Annotated in this window: 17 protein-coding genes and 2 riboswitches; of the genes, 2 read left to right on the forward strand and 15 right to left on the reverse strand. The window is 61.3% G+C overall.

The features are described 5' to 3' along the window. Positions 1-134: 134 nt before the first annotated feature. From ACH2DG_RS19655 to ACH2DG_RS19710, 12 genes are all read right to left on the reverse strand, one after another. Complete coding sequence (locus ACH2DG_RS19655) at positions 135-1,604, reverse strand: pseudouridine synthase (protein WP_395028203.1); 1,470 nt, start codon at positions 1,602-1,604, stop codon at positions 135-137. Continuing rightward, positions 1,594-2,511, reverse strand: coding sequence for an SMC-Scp complex subunit ScpB (scpB, locus tag ACH2DG_RS19660; RefSeq protein ID WP_395028204.1), 918 nt, complete (start codon positions 2,509-2,511; stop codon positions 1,594-1,596). The genes ACH2DG_RS19655 and scpB overlap by 11 nt, the downstream gene beginning before the upstream one ends. A 140-nt stretch (positions 2,512-2,651) precedes the next feature. After that, the gene (locus tag ACH2DG_RS19665) at positions 2,652-3,728 is read right to left on the reverse strand and encodes an RluA family pseudouridine synthase (protein WP_395028205.1); all 1,077 of its coding nucleotides are present in this window, start codon (positions 3,726-3,728) and stop codon (positions 2,652-2,654) included. Beyond that, a complete protein-coding gene (locus ACH2DG_RS19670) occupies positions 3,728-4,582 on the reverse strand; it encodes a peptidoglycan DD-metalloendopeptidase family protein (protein WP_395028206.1) in 855 nt (284 codons plus the stop codon). Before ACH2DG_RS19670 ends, ACH2DG_RS19665 begins: the two co-directional genes overlap by 1 nt. An 11-nt stretch (positions 4,583-4,593) precedes the next feature. Next, a complete protein-coding gene (locus tag ACH2DG_RS19675; protein WP_395028207.1) occupies positions 4,594-5,352 on the reverse strand; it encodes a protein-L-isoaspartate(D-aspartate) O-methyltransferase in 759 nt (252 codons plus the stop codon). Positions 5,353-5,387: 35 nt separating this feature from the next. Beyond that, on the reverse strand, positions 5,388-6,167 hold the full coding sequence (gene surE / locus ACH2DG_RS19680; protein WP_395028209.1) for a 5'/3'-nucleotidase SurE: 780 nt from the start codon (positions 6,165-6,167) through the stop codon (positions 5,388-5,390). A 282-nt stretch (positions 6,168-6,449) separates the two neighbouring features. Next, the gene (locus tag ACH2DG_RS19685) at positions 6,450-6,920 is read right to left on the reverse strand and encodes a GNAT family N-acetyltransferase (protein ID WP_395028211.1); all 471 of its coding nucleotides are present in this window, start codon (positions 6,918-6,920) and stop codon (positions 6,450-6,452) included. An 8-nt stretch (positions 6,921-6,928) separates the two neighbouring features. Next, complete coding sequence (locus ACH2DG_RS19690; protein WP_395028213.1) at positions 6,929-10,027, reverse strand: efflux RND transporter permease subunit; 3,099 nt, start codon at positions 10,025-10,027, stop codon at positions 6,929-6,931. Further along, on the reverse strand, positions 10,027-11,172 hold the full coding sequence (locus ACH2DG_RS19695; RefSeq protein ID WP_395028215.1) for an efflux RND transporter periplasmic adaptor subunit: 1,146 nt from the start codon (positions 11,170-11,172) through the stop codon (positions 10,027-10,029). The genes ACH2DG_RS19690 and ACH2DG_RS19695 overlap by 1 nt, the downstream gene beginning before the upstream one ends. Positions 11,173-11,188: 16 nt before the next feature. Beyond that, positions 11,189-12,661, reverse strand: a complete 1,473-nt coding sequence (locus tag ACH2DG_RS19700; RefSeq protein WP_395028216.1) for an efflux transporter outer membrane subunit — start codon at positions 12,659-12,661, stop codon at positions 11,189-11,191. A 6-nt stretch (positions 12,662-12,667) separates the two neighbouring features. Next, complete coding sequence (locus tag ACH2DG_RS19705) at positions 12,668-13,378, reverse strand: GbsR/MarR family transcriptional regulator (protein ID WP_395028217.1); 711 nt, start codon at positions 13,376-13,378, stop codon at positions 12,668-12,670. An 81-nt stretch (positions 13,379-13,459) separates the two neighbouring features. Then, entirely contained in the window at positions 13,460-14,323 is an 864-nt protein-coding gene (locus ACH2DG_RS19710) for a DMT family transporter (protein WP_395028225.1), read from the reverse strand. Between the two features lie 114 nt (positions 14,324-14,437). Between ACH2DG_RS19710 and ACH2DG_RS19715 the strand changes: the two genes are divergently transcribed. After that, positions 14,438-15,844 (forward strand): PLP-dependent aminotransferase family protein, encoded by a 1,407-nt coding sequence (locus ACH2DG_RS19715; protein ID WP_395028218.1) that lies wholly within the window; start codon positions 14,438-14,440, stop codon positions 15,842-15,844. On the opposite strand, the gene ACH2DG_RS19720 is transcribed toward ACH2DG_RS19715, so the two are convergent. From ACH2DG_RS19720 to ACH2DG_RS19730, 3 genes are read right to left on the reverse strand one after another with little or no spacing between them, the layout of a single operon-like run. Further along, positions 15,838-16,644 (reverse strand): APH(3') family aminoglycoside O-phosphotransferase, encoded by an 807-nt coding sequence (locus ACH2DG_RS19720; RefSeq protein WP_395028220.1) that lies wholly within the window; start codon positions 16,642-16,644, stop codon positions 15,838-15,840. The genes ACH2DG_RS19715 and ACH2DG_RS19720 overlap by 7 nt on opposite strands. A 20-nt stretch (positions 16,645-16,664) precedes the next feature. Next, positions 16,665-16,850, reverse strand: a complete 186-nt coding sequence (locus ACH2DG_RS19725; RefSeq protein ID WP_395028221.1) for a hypothetical protein — start codon at positions 16,848-16,850, stop codon at positions 16,665-16,667. Positions 16,851-16,898: 48 nt separating this feature from the next. Beyond that, on the reverse strand, positions 16,899-18,167 hold the full coding sequence (locus ACH2DG_RS19730) for a D-amino acid dehydrogenase (protein ID WP_395028223.1): 1,269 nt from the start codon (positions 18,165-18,167) through the stop codon (positions 16,899-16,901). A 56-nt stretch (positions 18,168-18,223) separates the two neighbouring features. Beyond that, positions 18,224-18,341: riboswitch (glycine riboswitch) on the reverse strand. Continuing rightward, a riboswitch (glycine riboswitch) is annotated at positions 18,342-18,441 on the reverse strand. Between ACH2DG_RS19730 and ACH2DG_RS19735 the strand changes: the two genes are divergently transcribed. Continuing rightward, positions 18,401-18,679 (forward strand): hypothetical protein, encoded by a 279-nt coding sequence (locus tag ACH2DG_RS19735; protein ID WP_395028224.1) that lies wholly within the window; start codon positions 18,401-18,403, stop codon positions 18,677-18,679. It overlaps the preceding riboswitch by 41 nt. The last annotated feature ends 53 nt before the right edge of the window (positions 18,680-18,732 follow it).

An 18,732-nucleotide genomic window follows, 5' to 3' on the forward strand; every position in this document is an offset into this window, starting at 1 on the left:
CATTCTTAGCCACTGCATCGGGCTTGATGATCGAGAGGGTACGTTCGATTGCCATGTTGAATTTTCCTGTTGGTTGATTTTTGCCGTAAAAGCAAACCTTTGATTGTACGGTGTCCGGGAAGTCAGTAGCGTGACTACGACCTTCCACCCCGCTTGAAGCCGCCATTTTTGCGCTGACGCGTCAAACTGTCGTGGCCAATGTAGCCAAGCGAGGTCTTCATCGGATCGGGCTGGCTGCTGCGTTTTTCCGGCGCACGGCGCAAGCCACCACCGCGGGTATTCTTGGCAGGCCCTGTCGAGGGACGTGGACCGTTTTGCTGAGGACGGTTGTCATTGCGACCACGGCCACGATTGTCCTGGGCATTGCTGCGCGACTGGCGCACAGGCGCGCCAGCGGCGGCAGTCAATGCCTGGATATCCCGCTGGTCAAGCTCCACCCAGTTACCGCGCTTGAGCCCGCGCGGCAGCACCATGGCCCCGTAGCGGATACGGATCAGCCGGCTGACTGCATGGCCGACGGCTTCGAACATGCGGCGCACTTCGCGGTTGCGGCCTTCGGAGATGGTGACGCGGTACCACTGGTTGGCACCCTCACCGCCACCATCGTCAATCGAGCCAAAGCTGGCCATGCCGTCTTCCAGATTCACGCCCGCCAGCAGTTGCTGCTTTTCTTCGGCAGTCAGCGCCCCCAGCACACGCACGGCGTACTCGCGCTCCAGACCAAAACGGGGGTGCATCAGGCTGTTGGCCAGTTCTCCGGAGCTGGTAAACAGCAGCAGGCCTTCGGTATTCAAATCCAGGCGACCGATCGACTGCCACTTGCCATGCATCAGCCTGGGCAACTTGCGAAACACCGTCGGACGGTTTTGAGGATCGTCATGCGTCACCACTTCACCCACGGGCTTGTGGTAGGCAAGCACGCGGGCGGGCGGCGGATCGATGCGGAAATTGATCAGCTTGCCGTTGACGCGAATCTTGTCGCTGTATTGAATGCGCTGACCAACGTGTGCCGGCTCATTGTTGACCGAGATACGGCCCTCAAGAATCAGCCGCTCCATCTCCAGGCGCGACCCCATTCCAGCCTGCGCCAACAGCTTGTGCAGCTTGGGCGTCTCCACATGCGGCTGCAGCACGCGCTTGGGCGGCAGGTTCGCATCCGAGGCCTCGGCGGCCTCCAGGGCACCGGCAACCACATCCTCAAAAGCATAGCCGGTCTCACGGGTGGCATCAACATTGCGCACAGACGCTGCCGGGAGCGCAGCATCTGCGCGCCCTTCCGCCTGCGCCTGCATTCCACCGGCTTCTGTACGCGGCTGCCCATCCCGCTCACGGAAGCGTCGCGCACGCGCCGGATAACGGCTTACCCGCTGTTCACCTTCACGGCGGACACGCGTGGCGCCATCACCAGACATCCCACCTGCAGCCTCCTGCCGCTCGGGCGCAATCTGCGCCCCCTCGCCTTCAGCCATATCGGCAGCACTCAACTGAGCCGCAGGCTCAGGTGCAGCAGGCTTGCGCGGCGCACGGCGTTTGGGCTTGACCGGCTCTGCCGACATGCCCTCTTCACCGGATTGCGAATTCAAATCGCCGTTTTCACTCATCATTTTTCTGCTTCTCATTGCCACCATCAGCAGCGGCGTCATCATTTCGTTGGGGCTCTGCACCCGTCTCGCGCACATCATTGCCTGGCAGCAAATCCACATGCGCCTCGTCTTCACTGTCCTCAAGAGCCACGGCTGAAGCCGGTTCATCGACTTCACCAGGCCCATCAACCCCATGGCTGGCCAAGGGCTCCAGGGTCGGATCCTGCCCCCCGTCTTCAAGGGGTACAGGCTGCACCTCCACCCCAGACTCACCAACCAGAACAAATTCTTCATCCGGCTCGACAGCACCACCACCCGCAGGCTGCGCCACTTGTTCGGCCACCTCACCAGCGTCAGTGCCAGCCGATACCGGCTGTTCATCCAGCGGCAGGCTTTCAAATATCGTCGCCTGCTGATTGCTGTCATCCAGCGCAGGCAGTTGATCCAACGATTGCAACCCCAGATCGTCCAAAAACTGCCGTGTGGTTGCCAGCAATGCTGGGCGGCCCACGGTTTCGCGATACCCAATCACCTCCACCCAGCCACGATCTTCGAGCTGCTTGATGATCAAGCTGTTGACCGTTACACCACGAATGTCCTCGATATCGCCCCGCGTGACAGGCTGGCGATACGCAATGATCGCCAGCGTCTCCAAGGTCGCCCTTGTGTACTTGGGTGGCTTCTCGGGGTGCAACCGGTCCAGGAATTCGCGCATCTCCGGTCGGCTTTGAAAACGCCACCCGGAGGCAACCTGCACCAACTCCACCCCCCGATGCGTCCAGTCCAGCTGCAATTCCTGCAACAGCACTTTCAAGGTATCCGTGCCCAACTCGTCCGCAAACAAGCTGCGCAATTCACGCACGGTAATTGGCTGGGGCGCGCAGATCAGCGCAGTCTCCAACACCCGTTTCGCTTCCAAAGTCTGCATGCGAAGAATCCCTGTAAACACGTTCGCGCTATGAATGGCGACGGCTCAAAAGAAAGGATTGCAAGTCAAAGAAAGCCGCATTTCTGTCGCGCGGCATCAAGATCACGGGCGAGGGAATAAGCGCCCTGCACCGTTGGCACTCAGGCCAGTTCCTGCAAATTATACCGAATATCCCAATTTTCCATGGCTTGCACCATATCCTGGGGCGGTAAAGCAAACCACGACATGTCCTGACCCGTGACCGGATGCACAAAAGCCAGGCGCAAGGCGTGCAAGCCTTGACGCTCCAGACCTGCCGCCATGGAGCCGCCATACAGCGCATCGGCCAGCAGTGGATGGCCAAGCGATGCCATATGCACACGAATCTGGTGCGTACGGCCCGTGTGCAGGCTGCAGTACACCAGACAGCCTTCGCCCGCGTTGGCCAGCAGCCGAAAATCCGTCCTGGCAGCCTTTCCCGGGTGCTGCGACAGATCCACCACAGCCATGCGCAGGCGATTGCGGGGGTCTCGTCCAATTGGAAGCGCTACTGTTTTAGTCGCAGTACCACTCCATGGCTTGTGCGCCAACGCCACATAATTGCGATGCACGTCGCGCGCTGCAATCAATTTGACCAGGGCATCCATGGTTTGGCGCTCACGGGCCACCACCATCAAGCCACTGGTGTCCTTGTCCAGCCGGTGCACGATGCCTGCACGCGGCAACTGGGCCGCCTTGGCATCGCGTGCCAGCAGCGCATTGAGCAAGGTACCACTCCAGTTACCTGGCGCGGGGTGCACCACCATGCCGGCTGGCTTGTTGATGATGCACAGATGGGCATCCTCATACACCACGTCCAGCGGAATATCCTGCGGCAAAAAGGCCTGGCTCTGCTGCGTCGGCCGCAACTCGACAGCTACCGCATCCCCCGCCTTGACCTTGGCGCTCGCCTTGGCGCCCGCTTTTCCATTGACCAGCACCGCCCCCTGCTCAAGCAGGGCCTGCAGATAGCTGCGTGAAAACTCTGGCACCCACCTGGCTAGCGCCTTGTCCAGGCGCAGCCCATGGTCGGCCATGTCTGCGGTGATGGCGCGGCTCTCCCATTCGCTGATGACAATGTCGGCAGCCGTATCCTCGCCTGCATCGTCGCCATCGGGCAACGAATCCTGGCGGCCATGAACAAAGCCGACGCTGCCGGCTTGAATCGGCAGCGTCGGCCCTTGGGTCTTATCTGGCATCAGCGGGAAGGCAGATAGCGAGATGGGTCCACTGGCTTGCCTTGGCGACGCACCTCAAAGTGCAGCTTGACGCGATCTGCATCGGAACTGCCCATTTCCGCGATCTTCTGCCCCTTGCGCACGACCTGATCATCCTTGACCAGCAAGGTCTGGTTGTGCGCATAGGCCGTCAGGTAGGTGTTGTTGTGCTTGATCAAAATCAAGTTGCCGTAGCCTCGCAGGCCAGCACCCGCATAGATGACGCGACCATCAGCCGCCGCCACCACCGGATCACCCGCCTTGCCGCCAATATCCAGGCCCTTGTTGCGCGAATCGTCAAAACCGGCGATGACCGTACCCGACGATGGCCAGATGAAGCCCACATTGTTGTCTGCCGCTGCAGGCGCTTCCGCCGCCGCAGGGGCTGGAGAAGGCACAGGCGCCGGTGTCGCAGCGGCGGTAGACGCACTGCCAGTGACAGCGGGGGCCGCAGGGGCAGGCTGTGTCACGGCGGCGGACGAGGTTGGAGGCACCACACGCAGCACCTGCCCCACTTCGATCACATTGGGGTTTTCCAGATTGCTCCAGCGAGCGACGTCTTTCCAGCTCTGGCCATGCTCCATGGCGATGCGCATCAAGGTCTCACCAGGCTTGACTGTGTAGTAACCCGGCTTGCCTGCATTTTCCGCGCCCGGCAGCGTTGCCGGATCCACCTTGGCAGCGCCAGTAGCACTGGTGGTTGCCGATGGGCGGCCAGCAGACGATCCCCGGTCTTCGACCGGAGCCTTGTTCAGCGATGTGCTTCCACAACCTGCCAGCACTGCCGCTGCCACCAGACTGGTTCCCCACGTCAAAAGACCACGTGAATCCAACATACCTATCCTTATTAACCTAGCCCCGATTTTAGGGGTACGAAATGAACATGCTCCAGCACCGTGCGCTGAAATCCATCAGCAGTACGATCCACCACGAGCAAAACCTGTTGTCCGCCAACGCCCAGAATCGGCGCCACCAGGCGGCCACCCTCAGCCAATTGATCACACCATGCCTGCGGCAGTTCCTCACCACCAGCGGCCGAGATAATGCCCGCGTACGGCGCGCCACTGGCAAAACCAAGCATGCCGTCACCCAGGATCAGGTGCACATTGGCAAGACGCAACGGGCGCAAATTGACCCGAGCCTTTTCATGCAACGCACGCAAGCGCTCAATGGTATACACCTCTTTGGCAATCAGGCTGAGCACGGCAGCCTGGTAACCGCAGCCGGTTCCGATCTCCAGCACACGCCCAAGGCCCGATTGCGCTGCCGCCGACTGCGCCAGCAACTCGCACATGCGTGCAACAATGCTGGGCTTAGAGATGGTCTGGCCCAGGCCGATCGGCAGGCTTGTATCCTGGTAGGCCTGCACCGTCAAGGCGCTGTCCACAAACTGGTGACGCAGGACCGAATTCATCGCCTTGAGCACACGCGTGTGTTCAATACCCGAGGCTGCCAGCCTCTGCACCATGCGCAAGCGCGCCGAGGTGAAGTCTACCGTCTCTACGCCCAGGGTTTCGCGCACTGCCATGGGCACCGGTGCCAGGTCTGCAGGCAATCGCATCCATTCACGGTGCACATTCGACTGCACCTTGGTGGTGGCAGGCATGGCGCCACGCGCGGGAAATCCTGGTTTGCGCAAACTCACCCAGCCACCTCGGCATCTGCGCTGCGCAAGGCAGTCGCCGTTTGCGACCAGTACACAAGATTTTGGTGGTCGGTCAGGTCCACCTTCAGCGGGGTGATCGAGACATGCCCTGCAGCCGTGGCATGGAAATCGGTGCCTTCGGCATCATCGAGCACCGATCCGGCGTTGCCGATCCAGTACATCGTTTCACCCCTGGGGCTGATCTGGGTGATGACCTTTTCCGCAGCATGCCGGCGCCCCAGCCGGCACAGCTTGACAGGTTTGATTTGCGCGAGGGGTAAATTGGGAATGTTGATATTCAACAGCCATGGCTTGTCCGTCACCAGACGTGCCCTGTCAAACTGCTGGATCAGTTGCGCGGCTTTTTGTGCCGCAGATTCCAACTCACCCCAGCCTTTCTCGATCTGCGAGAACGCCATGGCAGGGATGCCGAACAGGTACCCCTCCATGGCAGCGCCCACCGTGCCAGAGTAGATCGTGTCGTCACCCATGTTTGCACCGTTGTTGATGCCGGAGACGACCAGATCGGGCCGGTAGCCCAGCAAGCCGGTCAGCGCAATGTGCACGCAATCGGCAGGCGTGCCATTGACATAGCGAAACCCATTGGCGGCCTGGTGCACATACAAAGGCGCATTCAGCGTCAGTGCATTGGATTTGGCGCTGTTATTGTGCTCCGGAGCAACCACTTCCACATCAGCTACCGCCTTCAACGCATCATGCAGCGCCACGATGCCGGGCGCCTGATATCCATCATCGTTACAAAGCAGTATCTTCATGTAATTGAACCAGTTACACCGCATTGTAGAGGTGAAGGCGCACATCCGACCAGATGTGGCAGCAATACGACCGCAATCCTTGCCCAACAGCGGCAGACAGAATCCATGGCGAACGCATCGATTGTAGTGAGCGGAAAAAGATATGCCGGGCATCCGGCCCAACTGCAACATTAATTTACGTCAACACCCCAAACCGACCCAAGCCCCCTGAAGCCAGGACAGCATCCTGTCGACGTGCTGCAGGAGCAGGGCAAAAACCCAGCCCATCCAACCTATTGAGCACTACGTGGCATTGGTGGACAACAGCTCCAGGACATGATCACCCGCATCGTCGCATTCACCGGTATGGACCCAACCCAGATGGCGGTAAAAACCGTATGAGCGCACGGCTGGATCGCTGGAGCAGGCCAGAAACAGGCGGCGCCAGCCCAAGCCATGCAAGGTATTGACCGTGCGCCCCAGCAGTTCTCGCCCCCAGCCCCTGCCTTCATACTGAGGCAACAGGGCCAGCACCATAATCTCGCCGCTTTCGGCATTGCCAAAACAGTAGCCTGCCATGCGCCCCTGCGCCCAGGCAATCCAGCCCGGCAGCAGGCCGGAGCGAATGCCATCCGCCCAGGTCTGCCCGGTAATACCCAGCCTCTGCAGGTCTGCCTCGGTGAAAGCGTTCTCGCGCGTCAGCCCTCGCAGGCGCAAACACTCGGCAGCGTCCTCGGGCCGTGCGACCGCCATGAAGGGGGATGACGAAGTCATGGCATTCCTCATTGTGGAGAAAGCGGATCGCCCGTCTGCAGCAAATCGCGTTGATCCTGTGCCGACGGCACAGTCACCAGTCTGGCAAGCCGTGGCTTCAGCCAGTTTTCCAGATCGTCCATCACCGCATACACCACCGGCACCAGAATCAGCGACAGCGCCGTCGACGAAACCAGCCCACCAATCACCGCGATAGCCAGAGGCTGGCGGAACTCCGAGCCACTGCTGACACCCAGGGCTGTGGGCAGCATGCCCATGGCCATGGCGATCGTCGTCATGACGATGGGTCGCGTGCGCTCATGTGCCGCCTCCAGCAAGGCCTCCGTCTGGCTCTTTCCCATACGCTCGGCCTCCACGGCATGCTCCACCAGCAAGATGGAGTTCTTGGCAGCCAGCCCCATCAGCATCAGCAGACCGATCAGCACCGGCAGGTTCAACTCACCTCCCGTGGCCAGCAGGGCCAGAAAAGCGCCAGCCAGCGACAGAGGCAATGCCGCCAGAATGATCACTGGCTTGATGAAGCTGCGAAACAGCAGAATCAGCACGCCAAAGATCAAACCGATTCCAGCCATGATCGCCAGCCCAAAACTGGCAAACAGCTCCTGCATGCCTTCGGCATCGCCATACAACGGCCTCGAAACCCCGGCAGGCAGGTTCTTCAGGAACGGCAAGGCCTCTACTGCGGCATTGGCCTGGCCGAACGACGCCCCATTGACCTCCGCCTCCAGCGTGATGCGGCGCTCCCGGTCAAAGCGGTCAATGTGCGATTCGCCCACCTGAAAATGCATATCGGCCACCGCAGACAGCGGAACCGTACCGCCACCGGTAGTTGGCACGCGCAGGGCACCAATGCTGCCCACATCCTGCAACGCCCCTTGCGGCAGGCGCACACGCACCGACAGGCGCTGGCGCCCGGTATTGAACTTCGAGGCGGTAGCATCGAGATCGCCCACGCTGGCCATGCGCGCCACCTCGGCCACCACATCCGGTGTCACGCCCAGGCGAGCGGCTTCGTCGGGCTTGAGGCGAATCACCAGTTCCGGGCCAGGGTTCGGCGCCACCTGGTGCACGTTCTCGAGCATCGGCAGGCTGCGCAATTCACGCTCGGCATCGCTGGCCGTGCGCCGCAGCAGCGCGCCGTCATGGCCTCCCAGGATCACCTGCAGGGTCTGCGTTCCCCCTCCCTCGCTTTCGCTGTAGCTCAGCCGAACATCCGGTACACGCAGCAGCAGGGGGCGTATATGGTCCTGAAAGGCCTTGGTGGTCATGGACCGCTGGCTCTTGAGCTGGACAATCACCGCACCCTTGCGTGGATCGCCATCGCGCTGGCTGCTGCCCACGCTGACGAATACATCCCGGACATCGCCCTGCTCCCGCAGCAGGCGCGTCAAGGTTGCCGCAGCAACCCGCATGTCCTGCGTGGTGGAGCCGGGTGCGCCCTGCATGCTGATCTGCACCGTTCCACTGTCACCCTTGGGAGCAAAGCCGGTGGGCAGCAGACTCGCCAGCAGCAGTGATCCCACAAAAATCAGGACGCCCGCACCCAATGAGATCCAGCGGTGCGCCAAGGTCCACTCCAGCAGGCGGCGGTACCACCCGGCAAATGGCTTGTGCGCCTCGGGCTGCGCCGAAGGCTTGAGCAGATAGGCACACATCAGGGGCGACAGCAGGCGCGCCACCAGCAAGGAGAACAGAACCGATACAGCCACCGTCACACCGAATTCGCGGAAATAAGGCCCCGCGTAGCCGCCCATGAAGGCAACCGGCAGAAACACCACTGCAATCGCCAAGGTAGTGGCGACTACGGCCAATCCAATTGCATCGGCGCCCTCCATCGACGCTCGCCATGGTGAAGCACCGGCCTGCACGCGCTTTTGGATGTTCTCCACCTCGACGATTGCATCATCGACCAGCACACCAATCACCAGCGTCAAAGCCAGCAGCGACAGCATATTGAGCGAATAGCCCAGGGCGTGGATCACGGCAAAGGTGGGAATCAGCGATATCGGCATCGCCACAGCGGCAATGACCGTGGCACGCCAGTCGCGCAGAAACATGAACACCACCACCGCAGCCAGCAGCATGCCTTCGAGCAAGGTGTAGACCGTAGCATCAAAGCTATCGCGCGTATTCTTGGCGCCCGACGAGACCAGTTGAAACGTCACGCCGGGATATTCCTTGGCCAGCTTGGCCACGGCCTGCGCCACAGCCGATTCCACATTCACGTCGGAGGCAGCCTTGGTCTTCATCACCTGAAAGCCGACCACTGCCTCGCCATTCAGCACGGCAAAGCCGCGGCGGTCGCTGGCGCCACTGGCCACGGTGGCAACGTCGCTCAAACGCAGGTGACGGCCATCACGGGTTGCAATCACCAGCTCTGCCAAAGACTCCACAGAGGGCGCTGCAGCCAGCACACGCACCTGCTGCTCCTGCGCGCCAATCTGCGCACGGCCGCCCGACGCATCCAGATTGTGGGAGCGCAGCGCATCATTGACTGCGACTGCAGTCAGCCCCAGCGCCTGCAGCCTTGCCGGATCCAGTGTCACCGTGATGTCGCGGCCCACGCCGCCCACCTGTGTGACCTGCCCCACGCCACCAAGCGCCACCAGCCTGCGCGCCACCACGTCTTCGATGAACCAGTTCAGCTCCACATCATCCATGCCCTGCGCCGACACCGCATAAGTCAACAGTGGCATGGCATCGAAATCCAGGCGCTCGACAATGGGCGGCTCGATGCTGGCCGGCAGGTTGGCCCGCACCCGGTCAATGGCAGCACGCACCTCATCCACCGCACGCTGCGGATCCAGGCCAATCTCGAACTCCACAAAGGTCACGGACATGCCCTGGGTCACTGTCGAGATCACATGCTTGACCCTGGCGACATTGGCAACGCCGTCCTCCACCACCCGGGTCACCTGGGTTTCAACCTCGGTGGCCGCAGCGCTGGGCAAGGCCACGGCCACCTGTACGATCGGAAACGAGACATCCGGGTACAGCTTGATCGGCATCGCCCGATAGGCCAGAAGGCCAGCCACCATGATGGCCAGGAACAGCACCACCACCGGGATGGGGTTCTGTATGGACCAGGCGGATATTCGCATCTTCATTACTGACCTCCACCACTTGCAGCGGTGGCCGCAGGATTCACGCCGGATGCAGGCGCAGCAGCTTCGGCCATGGCCTGCTGCTTGACCTGAACCCTGTCGCCATCCAGCACAAAGGCACCGCCCCCCAAGGCCAGGCGCGTCCCCACGGGCGGGCCATCACGCAACACGACCCAGCCCTGTGATCGCGCCCCCAGAGTCACCGGCAGCTTGCGAATACGGTCATCGCCATCGATGGTGGCCAGTTGGGGCCCCCCTGCCTCGAAATGAATGGCTTTTTCCGGCACAGCAGCCACAGGCTCGGCTGCATGCTGAAAGTCGGCGCGCGCAAAGCCGCCCGGGCGCAGATCGGTACGTACTGGCAGGCCTATCCGCACTTGGGCCAGCTTGGTCTTTTCGTCCACCCTGCGCGACAGCAGGCGCACTGTACCCGGCAAGGTAATGCCCGAGGACAGCGTCACCTCTACCTTGTCACCCGGGTGCACCCGGTCCACCTGGTCTTCCGGCACCTCGGCGGCCAGCTCCACCATGCCGTCGCGCGCCAGGCGAAACATGGCCTCCCCTCCCGGGCTCGCCACATCGCCCCGGCGCACATTGCGCTGCAATACCACGCCCGCAACCGGCGCGCGCAAGGTCATGCGCTCAGCCTCTACCTTGAGGCCGGCCAGATTGGCAGCAGCCACATCGGCGTTCGCATTGGCGCTGGCAGCGGCCGTGCGGCGCTGCTGGATCTGCTCGTCGGAAAGCACTCCTTGGCCATCCAGCCCATCGACGCGCGCAGATTCTGCCTGCGCCTGCCTTGACTGCGCGCGCGCCTGCATGAGACTCGCCTCCGCCTGCCGGATCCTGGCCTGCAGCAACCCGTCATCGAGCCTTGCCAGTGGCTGGCCAGCGCGCACGCTATCCCCCTCGTCAGCCAACAAGGCCGCAACCCGATAGCCGCTCAGCTCCGGCCCTACAGCCACCTCCTCGCGTGCCACCAGCAGGCCAGACGCCTGCTGAGCCACGCCCATCGCACGCAGCTCGACCCGCGCCATGCTGACTGCGCGCACGGCCTCGGCAGAAGCGGCCTGCGTCGTCTTGTCGGCACTGCTCCTCGAACAACCCGACAGCACCACCAGTGCCATAGCCACGGCGCCCAACGCCATCCAGTTTCCAGCGCATTTAGCCATCGATTCCCTCGCCATTACTTTCTGCCCCCTGCGCTTTTGCGCCCCTGACCCAGCCACCGCCCAACGATTGAAATACCTGTACGGCATGTGTGAGCGCTTCTGCCCGGGCATTGGTCAGCGCCACACGGGCTTCTCGGTAGACAAGCTCCGAATCCAGCACCACGATCAGATCAAAAAAGCCAGCGCCATAGCCCTTGACAGCTGCCTCATAGGCCGCCCGCGCCCTTTGCTGCGCCTGCTCCAGTGCCGCAATTCGCCTCTCATCAGGCGCCATGCGCAGCAGGGCCTGGTCTGCCTCGGAAAATGCCCGCTGCACCACTTGTTCATAGGCAATCACGGCCTGCTCGGCCCGTGCGCCTTGAGCATGTGCATTGGCCAGCAAGCGAGGCCTGTCGAGTACAGGCAGTACCGCATTGCCTGCCAACGACCAGAAACCAGTGCCAAGCGATGCTCCTTGCTTTTGCCAGTTCAGCCCGATGCCTGGCGTGAGGGTCACACTGGGCAACAGTGCCAGCCGCGCCAGATCCAGGCCACCGGCAGCAGCCTGCATCTGCGCACGCGCCTGCAGCACATCAGGGCGGCGCGACAACAGCTCAGCCGGCATAGCCTGAGGCAAGGCCGGCGGCCGGCTCTGCTCATGGCCCAGGTCCAGGGCGGCGAGCGGTTCATCGCCCATGCCCACCAGCACCAATAACGCGCGCCGCGTTGCGTCAAGCTGGGACTGCAGCACCAGGGCGTTGGCTTGCGCCGATAAAAGGCCTGCATCCACGCGAGCAGATTCGGACACCGGCGCCAGCCCGCGCTCCACCTTGCGCGCGAGCACCTCCTGCAACCGCGTCTGTATGGCTACCGTGGCCTGGGCATCGGCCAGCGCAGCAGTCAGGCGCTGGGCTTCGAACCATGTGCGTGCAACCTCCGCTACCAACGCTGCCCGTTCTGCATAGGCGCCATAGATGGCTGAACCAAAGTCGCCGTCTGCCTGGCGCTGCAATGCATCTCCCCGGCCAAAAAGATCCAGCTCCCAGGACACCAGCAAATCCAGGTTGGCACTGCTCTGCACACCCGCGCCAGCTCCCTGCATATCCAATGCGGAAGACCGATGTCCCAGATTGCGGCTGCCCCGCCTTTCCCCACCGGCACGCAATCCGCCCTGCGGGCGGTATTGTGTCAGTGCCGCCTCGCGCAGTGCCCGCGCCTCACGCACACGCGCCATGCTCATGCGCACCTCGGTGCTCGCTTGCAGGGCCTGCGCGACCAGCCGATCCAGCAGGGGCTCGTCAAACAGTGTCCACCAGGTATCCAGCGCTTGCGGCGCCGCTGCTGCGCCATCGCGTGCCACACCATCGGGCATGGCAGAGTACTGCTGGGCAATCAATGGAAAAGGCCTGGGTGCATCGGGCACCGAGGCGCATCCAGACAGGGCCAGCAGCCAGGCTGGAGCCGACCAAAAAAAGACGTTCTTCATGAAAACTCAGGGTTTGCGTGGCGCTCTGCCGCGCGCCGGAGTTCGGGCCTGCAGACCTGCAGTTGGCTTGGCCTTGGCAGGCCTTGCTGCCAAGGGCCGGGCCCCGGTCGGCTCCGGATCGAAAAGCTGCTGCGTCCGCTCTTTTGAGGGCTTGCGGGCTGTTCGGCCCGCGCCTTCAGCTTCGGATTTCGCTGGTACCGTGTCTCTGGAATGCGCCCAATTGTTGCGTGTCAGCGTAGCCAACAGACCCTGCAAGGTTTTGGCCGTGACCGCATGAAAAGACTGCGCCTGACGCAGCCGCTCAATCGCATCGTCGCCCAGCTCGGCGCTGACCAGCAGTTCATCAACATACTCGGAGAATCGCTGGCATTGCTCAATGCTCTGCTCAATGGCCAGCGCAAACGGATTGGCTCGTAGACTGAAGAAATCCTGGCGCTCTCCGCGCAAGGCCACGCGCTCAATGATTCCCAGACGCTCAAGCAAGCGCGTATTGGTACTGACGCTTGCCCGGCTGGCCTGCATACGCTCTGCCAGATCGGAAAAACTGATCGGGCCACCATCCAGCAAAAAGATGCCGATAAGGCGACCGGCGATCCTTGGCAATCCGCCAAGCTCTGCCTGGATCGCATTGCGCTCAATAAACAGTTCGCGCGCCTTTTCACCTGCATCTGCCACTTCATCCACCAGAACACCTCTACATTCAAATTGTTCAGCCATCACTGAACAATTCTAATACAGGTTCATGGCTCCAGAAGATGACAAGATGAACCAGCCCTTCAAGATGGCAAAGAGGGAGGCCTAACGTGCGTACTTCTTGGCTCCCGCGACACATGTGACCGCGACCAGGGTTACCGCCAGCATGGCCCAGCTCACCTGCTCGTGCAGCAGCACTGCAGCAAGCCCCAAGCCCATGAAAGGCTGCAACAACTGCAACTGGCCCACTGCAGCAATACCTCCCTGCGCTAGGCCGTGATACCAGAAGACGAAGCCGATCAGCATGGAAAACACGGAAACATAGGCCAGACCCAGCCATGCGGGCATACCCACAGAGGCAAATGAAGGCGGCATGCTGAACCACGCCAGCGGCAGCATCACCGGCAGGGACAGCACCAATGCCCAGCAGATGACCTGCCAGCCGCCCAGGGAACGCGACAACCGCGCGCCTTCAGCGTAGCCAAGGCCGCAGACAATAATGGCGGCAAGCATCAGCAGATCCCCGTGCAACGAGCCTGCGGCGCTGCTGACCGCCGCATACCCTGCCACCATGACAGCCCCGAGCACCGAAAACAGCCAAAACAGGGGCCGAGGACGCTCACCTCCCCGCAGCACCGCAAAGACGGCAGTACTCAGCGGCAGCAAGCCGACGAAGACGATGGAGTGCGCCGAGGTGACATGCTGCAATGCCATTGCCGTCAACAGCGGAAAACCCACCACACCACCAATGGCCGTCAGAATCAGAGAGAACAGATCCGCCTTCCGCGGCCTGGGTTGGCGCAACAGTACCAGCAGAGCCAGCGCAAGCCCCCCCGCGATCGTCGCCCGCGCAGCCGTCAGGAAAATCGGATCGAAAGCTGCAACCGCCACCCGGGTTGCGGGCAGAGAGCCTGCGAAAATCGCCACACCCATCAGGCCATTCACCCAGCCCTTTGTCACCTTGTCCATCCAACACTCCTTGCTAGACAGCCAGTAGAGCATTGGCAAGCGGGTTGATTCCATGGACAATACAGCACAATATAAGCAAACTGTACTGGTATATTTTCTGTACAGATCAGTGATATGGCACGCAACAACACCCGAATCCATGCCGTGATGCACGAGATTCAATCGCGCATCGCAGCTCGTATCTATGTGCCGGGCACACGCCTGCCGTCGGTGCGCTCCCAGGCGCAGGTCATGGGAATGTCGGTGTCCACCGTGGTCGAAGCCTATGAGCGGCTGATGGCAGAAGGCATCGTCACTTCTCGTCCAGGCTCGGGCTTCTATGTGGAAGGACCGGTCGCCCCTCTGGCACTGACCGAGATCGGCCCCAAGCTGGATCGTGCCGTCGATCCACTCTGGGTGTCACGCCAGACACTGGAAGCTGGCGATGCCATGCTGCGACCGGGTTGCGGCTGGCTGCCACCCAACTGGCTTTACGAGAGCGGAATGCGGCGGGCCCTGCGCACGCTGGCTCGGGCAGACACCTTGGAGCTCGCAGAATATGCCTCCCCCCAAGGCCAGTTGCCGCTGCGCCAATTGCTTTCGAGACGCATGCTGGCCCATGGTATTGAAGCGCCACCTCAGCAGATCATGCTCGCCGAATCGGGTACCCAGGCAATAGACCTCATCTGCCGCTTCCTGCTGGAGCCCGGCGATACCGTGCTGGTGGATGACCCGTGCTACTTCAATTTTCACGCCCTTCTCAAGGCCCACCGCGTACACGTGGTCGGCGTGGCCTATACGCCTCAGGGCCCGGACATCGAGAAGTTCGAGGCAGCACTGCAAGCGCATACCCCTCGCCTCTACATCACCAATTCCGGCATACACAATCCCACCGGAGCGACGCTGTCAGCAGTCACCGCCCACCGACTGCTCAAGCTTGCCGAACGCGCTGGCCTGATCATCATTGAGGATGACATCTTTGCGGATTTCGAGGACAACCCGGCACCAAGGCTTGCCGCGCTGGATGGCCTCGCCCGCGTCATCCACATCGGCAGCTTTTCCAAGACCCTGTCGGCCTCGCTGCGCTGCGGCTTTGTGGCAGCGCGCCCCGACTGGATAGACAGTCTGGTTGACCTGAAGATCGCCACCAGCTTTGCAGGGGGCAGGCTGGCCGCCGATGTCACCCATATTGCATTGACGGACAGCGGCTACCGCAAACATATGGATGCCCTGCGCACCCATCTGACCCAAGCCATGCATGCCACACGTTCGCGGCTGACCCAACTCGGGATTGAGCCCTGGCATATTCCCAGAGCAGGGATGTTCATCTGGTGCCGTTTGCCCGATGGCGTGGACTCTGCGACCCTGGCCCGCCGCTGCCTGCAGGAACAGGTTGTGCTGGCGCCTGGCAACGCCTTCAGCCCCAGCCAGAACGCGGGCAATTTTCTGCGCTTCAACGTGGCGCAATCGACGGATGAGCGTGTATTCAGCGTACTGGCACGTGCGCTGCACGAAGAACAGGCAACGACCTCTCGTCAATAAAACTCATCAAGCAGTTGATAGAAGCGAATGCGCTCCGTATCAGGGCTGACGCCATAAGCATCAAAGAACGGAGCTACCCATTCATCGCCCAGATTTCTGGCAACACTGCGAGCCGCCAGCGCCAGATCCTGGTACCGATCACTGACACCCAGCCGGCCGCAATCGATGAACCCCGAGAACACCGCCCCATCTGCAAGCAGATTGGGCAAGCAGGCATCACCGTGCGTCACCACCAGGTCCAGTGTGTGCGGCTGAGCCGCAACCAATTGCGCAAAGACCTGCTCCGCCGTGAGGCCTCGCCGTTCATCGTCGAAATCTGTCTCGTCCACGGCCTTTGCGTCCACCCGGGCCTTGGCTGCCCATACGCGCTGGGCTGGCCGGTGGTCAAAAGGGCAATCGGCCCAAGGCAATGCATGCAAACTACGCAGCGCCTGCGCCAGAATGGAAGTCACCTGGGTTGGCGTTAGGTCGGTCGCACTGGCGAGGTCGCACCCCGCTACAGCACTCATCAAGAGCCAATGCCGGCCATCGTGCTGCAGTGCATCCAGCACGGCAGGACATGGAAGCCCCACACTCCGCATCCACCGCAAGCGCTCCACCTCGGCAGGCAATTCACTCAATGCACCGGCCATTTCGGACTTGATGAAAAGATCGGTCGAGCCCGCCTGACGTATGCGGAACACATCCGCACGCGACTCACCAATCGCCTGCAACTCCACCTCCGCACCATCGCACAAAAAGGCATGCCAACTGGCGGGAAAGACAAGTCCGCCGCTTGGATCAGAGGAAGATCGGCCCATGGAAATCGAAGTATCCGTTGTCATATCAGGTCGGCAGCATAACCTGCATTGGCGCCTGCGCACCCCGTCATCGCCTGCCCATGGCGCACATTCCCACCCAGAAACACGGCGCCCGCCCCGAATGGCACAAACACGCCGCCAAGCCAGCGGCACAGCAGCGATTGCCAGTGCCAGAGTGCCGAGAAGACCTGCTCATGGGAGGGCACAGAATCTGCGCCCTCCTGGCCTTCAGGCAAGAGCCTTGCAGACTGAAATCAAATTCCAGCCTGGGTCAGGGCCACCGGTCTGGACACAATGGGTGCCTTGTCCAGGGTCTGCTGCACGATATCCCCGATCATGGTTGCAGTGACTGCAGACAAGGTCCAGCCCAGATGCCCATGGCCCGTGTTATAGAAGACACAGGGCTTCTTGCCTCGCCCTACGCGCGGCAGCATGCTCGGCATCATCGGACGCAGTCCCGCCCAAGGCACGACACTACGGGTGCTGACACCCGGAAAGCATGCCTGCACCCAGTCGATCAGCGGGCGAATCCGGTCGGCGCGAATGTCTTTGTTGTATCCATTGAACTCTGCAGTGCCAGCCACACGAAAACGATCATCTCCCAATCGGCTGGTGACCAGCTTGGTCTCGTCATCCAACAGACTGACCAGCGGAGCCGAGGCCTGGCTGTCTTCATCCAGCAAATTGACCGTGATCGAATAGCCCTTGACGGGGTAGATGTTGATCCGGTCTCCCAATGAGGCCGCCAGCGCGCGACTGGCCGTGCCAGCGCACACGACAATCCCGTCAAAAGCCGTGGTAACAGGGCCATCTGCCTGCTGCACGGTCACGCTGGCCTGCCCGCCATTGGCAGCCACAGACAACACCTGCTGGCCGTACAGGCACTTCACGCCCATGCGAGAGCAGGCTGCAGCCAGGCCGCTTGTGAACTTGTGAATATCACCTGTCGAGTCGCTCTCGGTGAAGTAGCCCCCATAAAAGGACCCGGACAAGGTCGGCTCGATGGCCCGCATTTCCTGCGGCGTTACCGCGCGCCGCTCGAGACCGCCTTGCGCAAGCAGCCTGGAAACCTTGCCCGCATGCTCGAAGCCCGCCTGGTTGCGGTAGATATGGAGAATTCCCTTTTGCTTCAGATCAAAATCGATGCCCTCTTCCGCAGCCCATGCAAAGAGGTGTTCCCGAGCCGCAATGGCCAGCCGCGCCGTTTCAACCGTGTTGCGCTGGTAATGCGGAATGGCCGCCAGAAACTCGCAGAGCCACGAAAGCTTGTGCCAACTAGGCTTTGGATTGATCAGCAACGGAGCATCACTCTTGAGCATCCATTGCAGACCCTTGAGAACGGTTGACGTGTGGTTCCAGACTTCTGCGTTGGAAGCGGAAAGTTGTCCCCCATTGGCAAATGAGGTTTCCATCGCGGCGTAGCGCTGCTTCTCGAACAAGGTAACGGAAAAACCACGTTTGGCCAGTGCGTAGGCGGTGGTCACGCCCGTAATACCGCCACCGATAACGGCGATTGTCTTCATGATGAATCAGGTCCTGAAACGTCGAGGGGTGGAGCCCGGACGCAATATGCGCACCGAACGCCCCCTCTGTTCTGGACCTGAGAGATTCACGAATCACCGCAACAGAGCGACGGCCGCTTGCTCCTTCGGTATGCCTGCGGACGATGACGCAGGACATTCTTCAGAGTGAATGATGGAGTGGCACCGATCCTTTTGCCTGAGAGTTTCCGGGGCGGTTGCTCCTTCGGCGCCGCATGCCATCTTCGATGCATGCAGTCTCTCTCGACACCACTTGGCTGAAAGCCTGGAGACGGAATTTAGAGTTATCTCCAGGGTTTGAATATACGCGTTTTCCAGGAGGAATCAGCCAGCTTGCCGTACAAAGCGCCTTCTTTTTCATCCAACGCCGGGGACTGCTTCATTCAACACCGATACACCCCATCGGCGAAGGCATGGATTTTTCGGACTCAGGCCATCCTCCTGAGGAAGGAGCCAATCTGCGGAATAAAAGCACACAAAAGAAAAACCCCTGAATGCGAACACTCAGGGGTTTGATTCTTGGCGGAAACGGAGGGATTCGAACCCT

Origin of the sequence: Comamonas odontotermitis, assembly GCF_040396735.1 — a bacterium.
Lineage (GTDB): Bacteria > Pseudomonadota > Gammaproteobacteria > Burkholderiales > Burkholderiaceae_C > Comamonas > Comamonas odontotermitis_C.

What these genes read in the sequence shown, in the direction of transcription:
- ACH2DG_RS19710 (WP_395028225.1), bottom strand. Translation starts at nt 14,323, where the DNA reads ATGGACAAGGTGACAAAGGGCTGGGTGAATGGCCTGATGGGTGTGGCG.
- ACH2DG_RS19670 (WP_395028206.1), bottom strand. Translation starts at nt 4,582, where the DNA reads ATGTTGGATTCACGTGGTCTTTTGACGTGGGGAACCAGTCTGGTGGCA.
- ACH2DG_RS19730 (WP_395028223.1), bottom strand. Translation starts at nt 18,167, where the DNA reads ATGAAGACAATCGCCGTTATCGGTGGCGGTATTACGGGCGTGACCACC.
- ACH2DG_RS19715 (WP_395028218.1), top strand. Translation starts at nt 14,438, where the DNA reads ATGGCACGCAACAACACCCGAATCCATGCCGTGATGCACGAGATTCAA.
- surE (WP_395028209.1), bottom strand. Translation starts at nt 6,167, where the DNA reads ATGAAGATACTGCTTTGTAACGATGATGGATATCAGGCGCCCGGCATC.
- scpB (WP_395028204.1), bottom strand. Translation starts at nt 2,511, where the DNA reads ATGCAGACTTTGGAAGCGAAACGGGTGTTGGAGACTGCGCTGATCTGC.
- ACH2DG_RS19685 (WP_395028211.1), bottom strand. Translation starts at nt 6,920, where the DNA reads ATGACTTCGTCATCCCCCTTCATGGCGGTCGCACGGCCCGAGGACGCT.
- ACH2DG_RS19720 (WP_395028220.1), bottom strand. Translation starts at nt 16,644, where the DNA reads ATGGGCCGATCTTCCTCTGATCCAAGCGGCGGACTTGTCTTTCCCGCC.
- ACH2DG_RS19655 (WP_395028203.1), bottom strand. Translation starts at nt 1,604, where the DNA reads ATGATGAGTGAAAACGGCGATTTGAATTCGCAATCCGGTGAAGAGGGC.
- ACH2DG_RS19735 (WP_395028224.1), top strand. Translation starts at nt 18,401, where the DNA reads ATGCCATCTTCGATGCATGCAGTCTCTCTCGACACCACTTGGCTGAAA.
- ACH2DG_RS19690 (WP_395028213.1), bottom strand. Translation starts at nt 10,027, where the DNA reads ATGAAGATGCGAATATCCGCCTGGTCCATACAGAACCCCATCCCGGTG.
- ACH2DG_RS19705 (WP_395028217.1), bottom strand. Translation starts at nt 13,378, where the DNA reads ATGGCTGAACAATTTGAATGTAGAGGTGTTCTGGTGGATGAAGTGGCA.
- ACH2DG_RS19675 (WP_395028207.1), bottom strand. Translation starts at nt 5,352, where the DNA reads ATGCCTGCCACCACCAAGGTGCAGTCGAATGTGCACCGTGAATGGATG.
- ACH2DG_RS19665 (WP_395028205.1), bottom strand. Translation starts at nt 3,728, where the DNA reads ATGCCAGATAAGACCCAAGGGCCGACGCTGCCGATTCAAGCCGGCAGC.
- ACH2DG_RS19695 (WP_395028215.1), bottom strand. Translation starts at nt 11,172, where the DNA reads ATGGCGTTGGGCGCCGTGGCTATGGCACTGGTGGTGCTGTCGGGTTGT.
- ACH2DG_RS19700 (WP_395028216.1), bottom strand. Translation starts at nt 12,661, where the DNA reads ATGAAGAACGTCTTTTTTTGGTCGGCTCCAGCCTGGCTGCTGGCCCTG.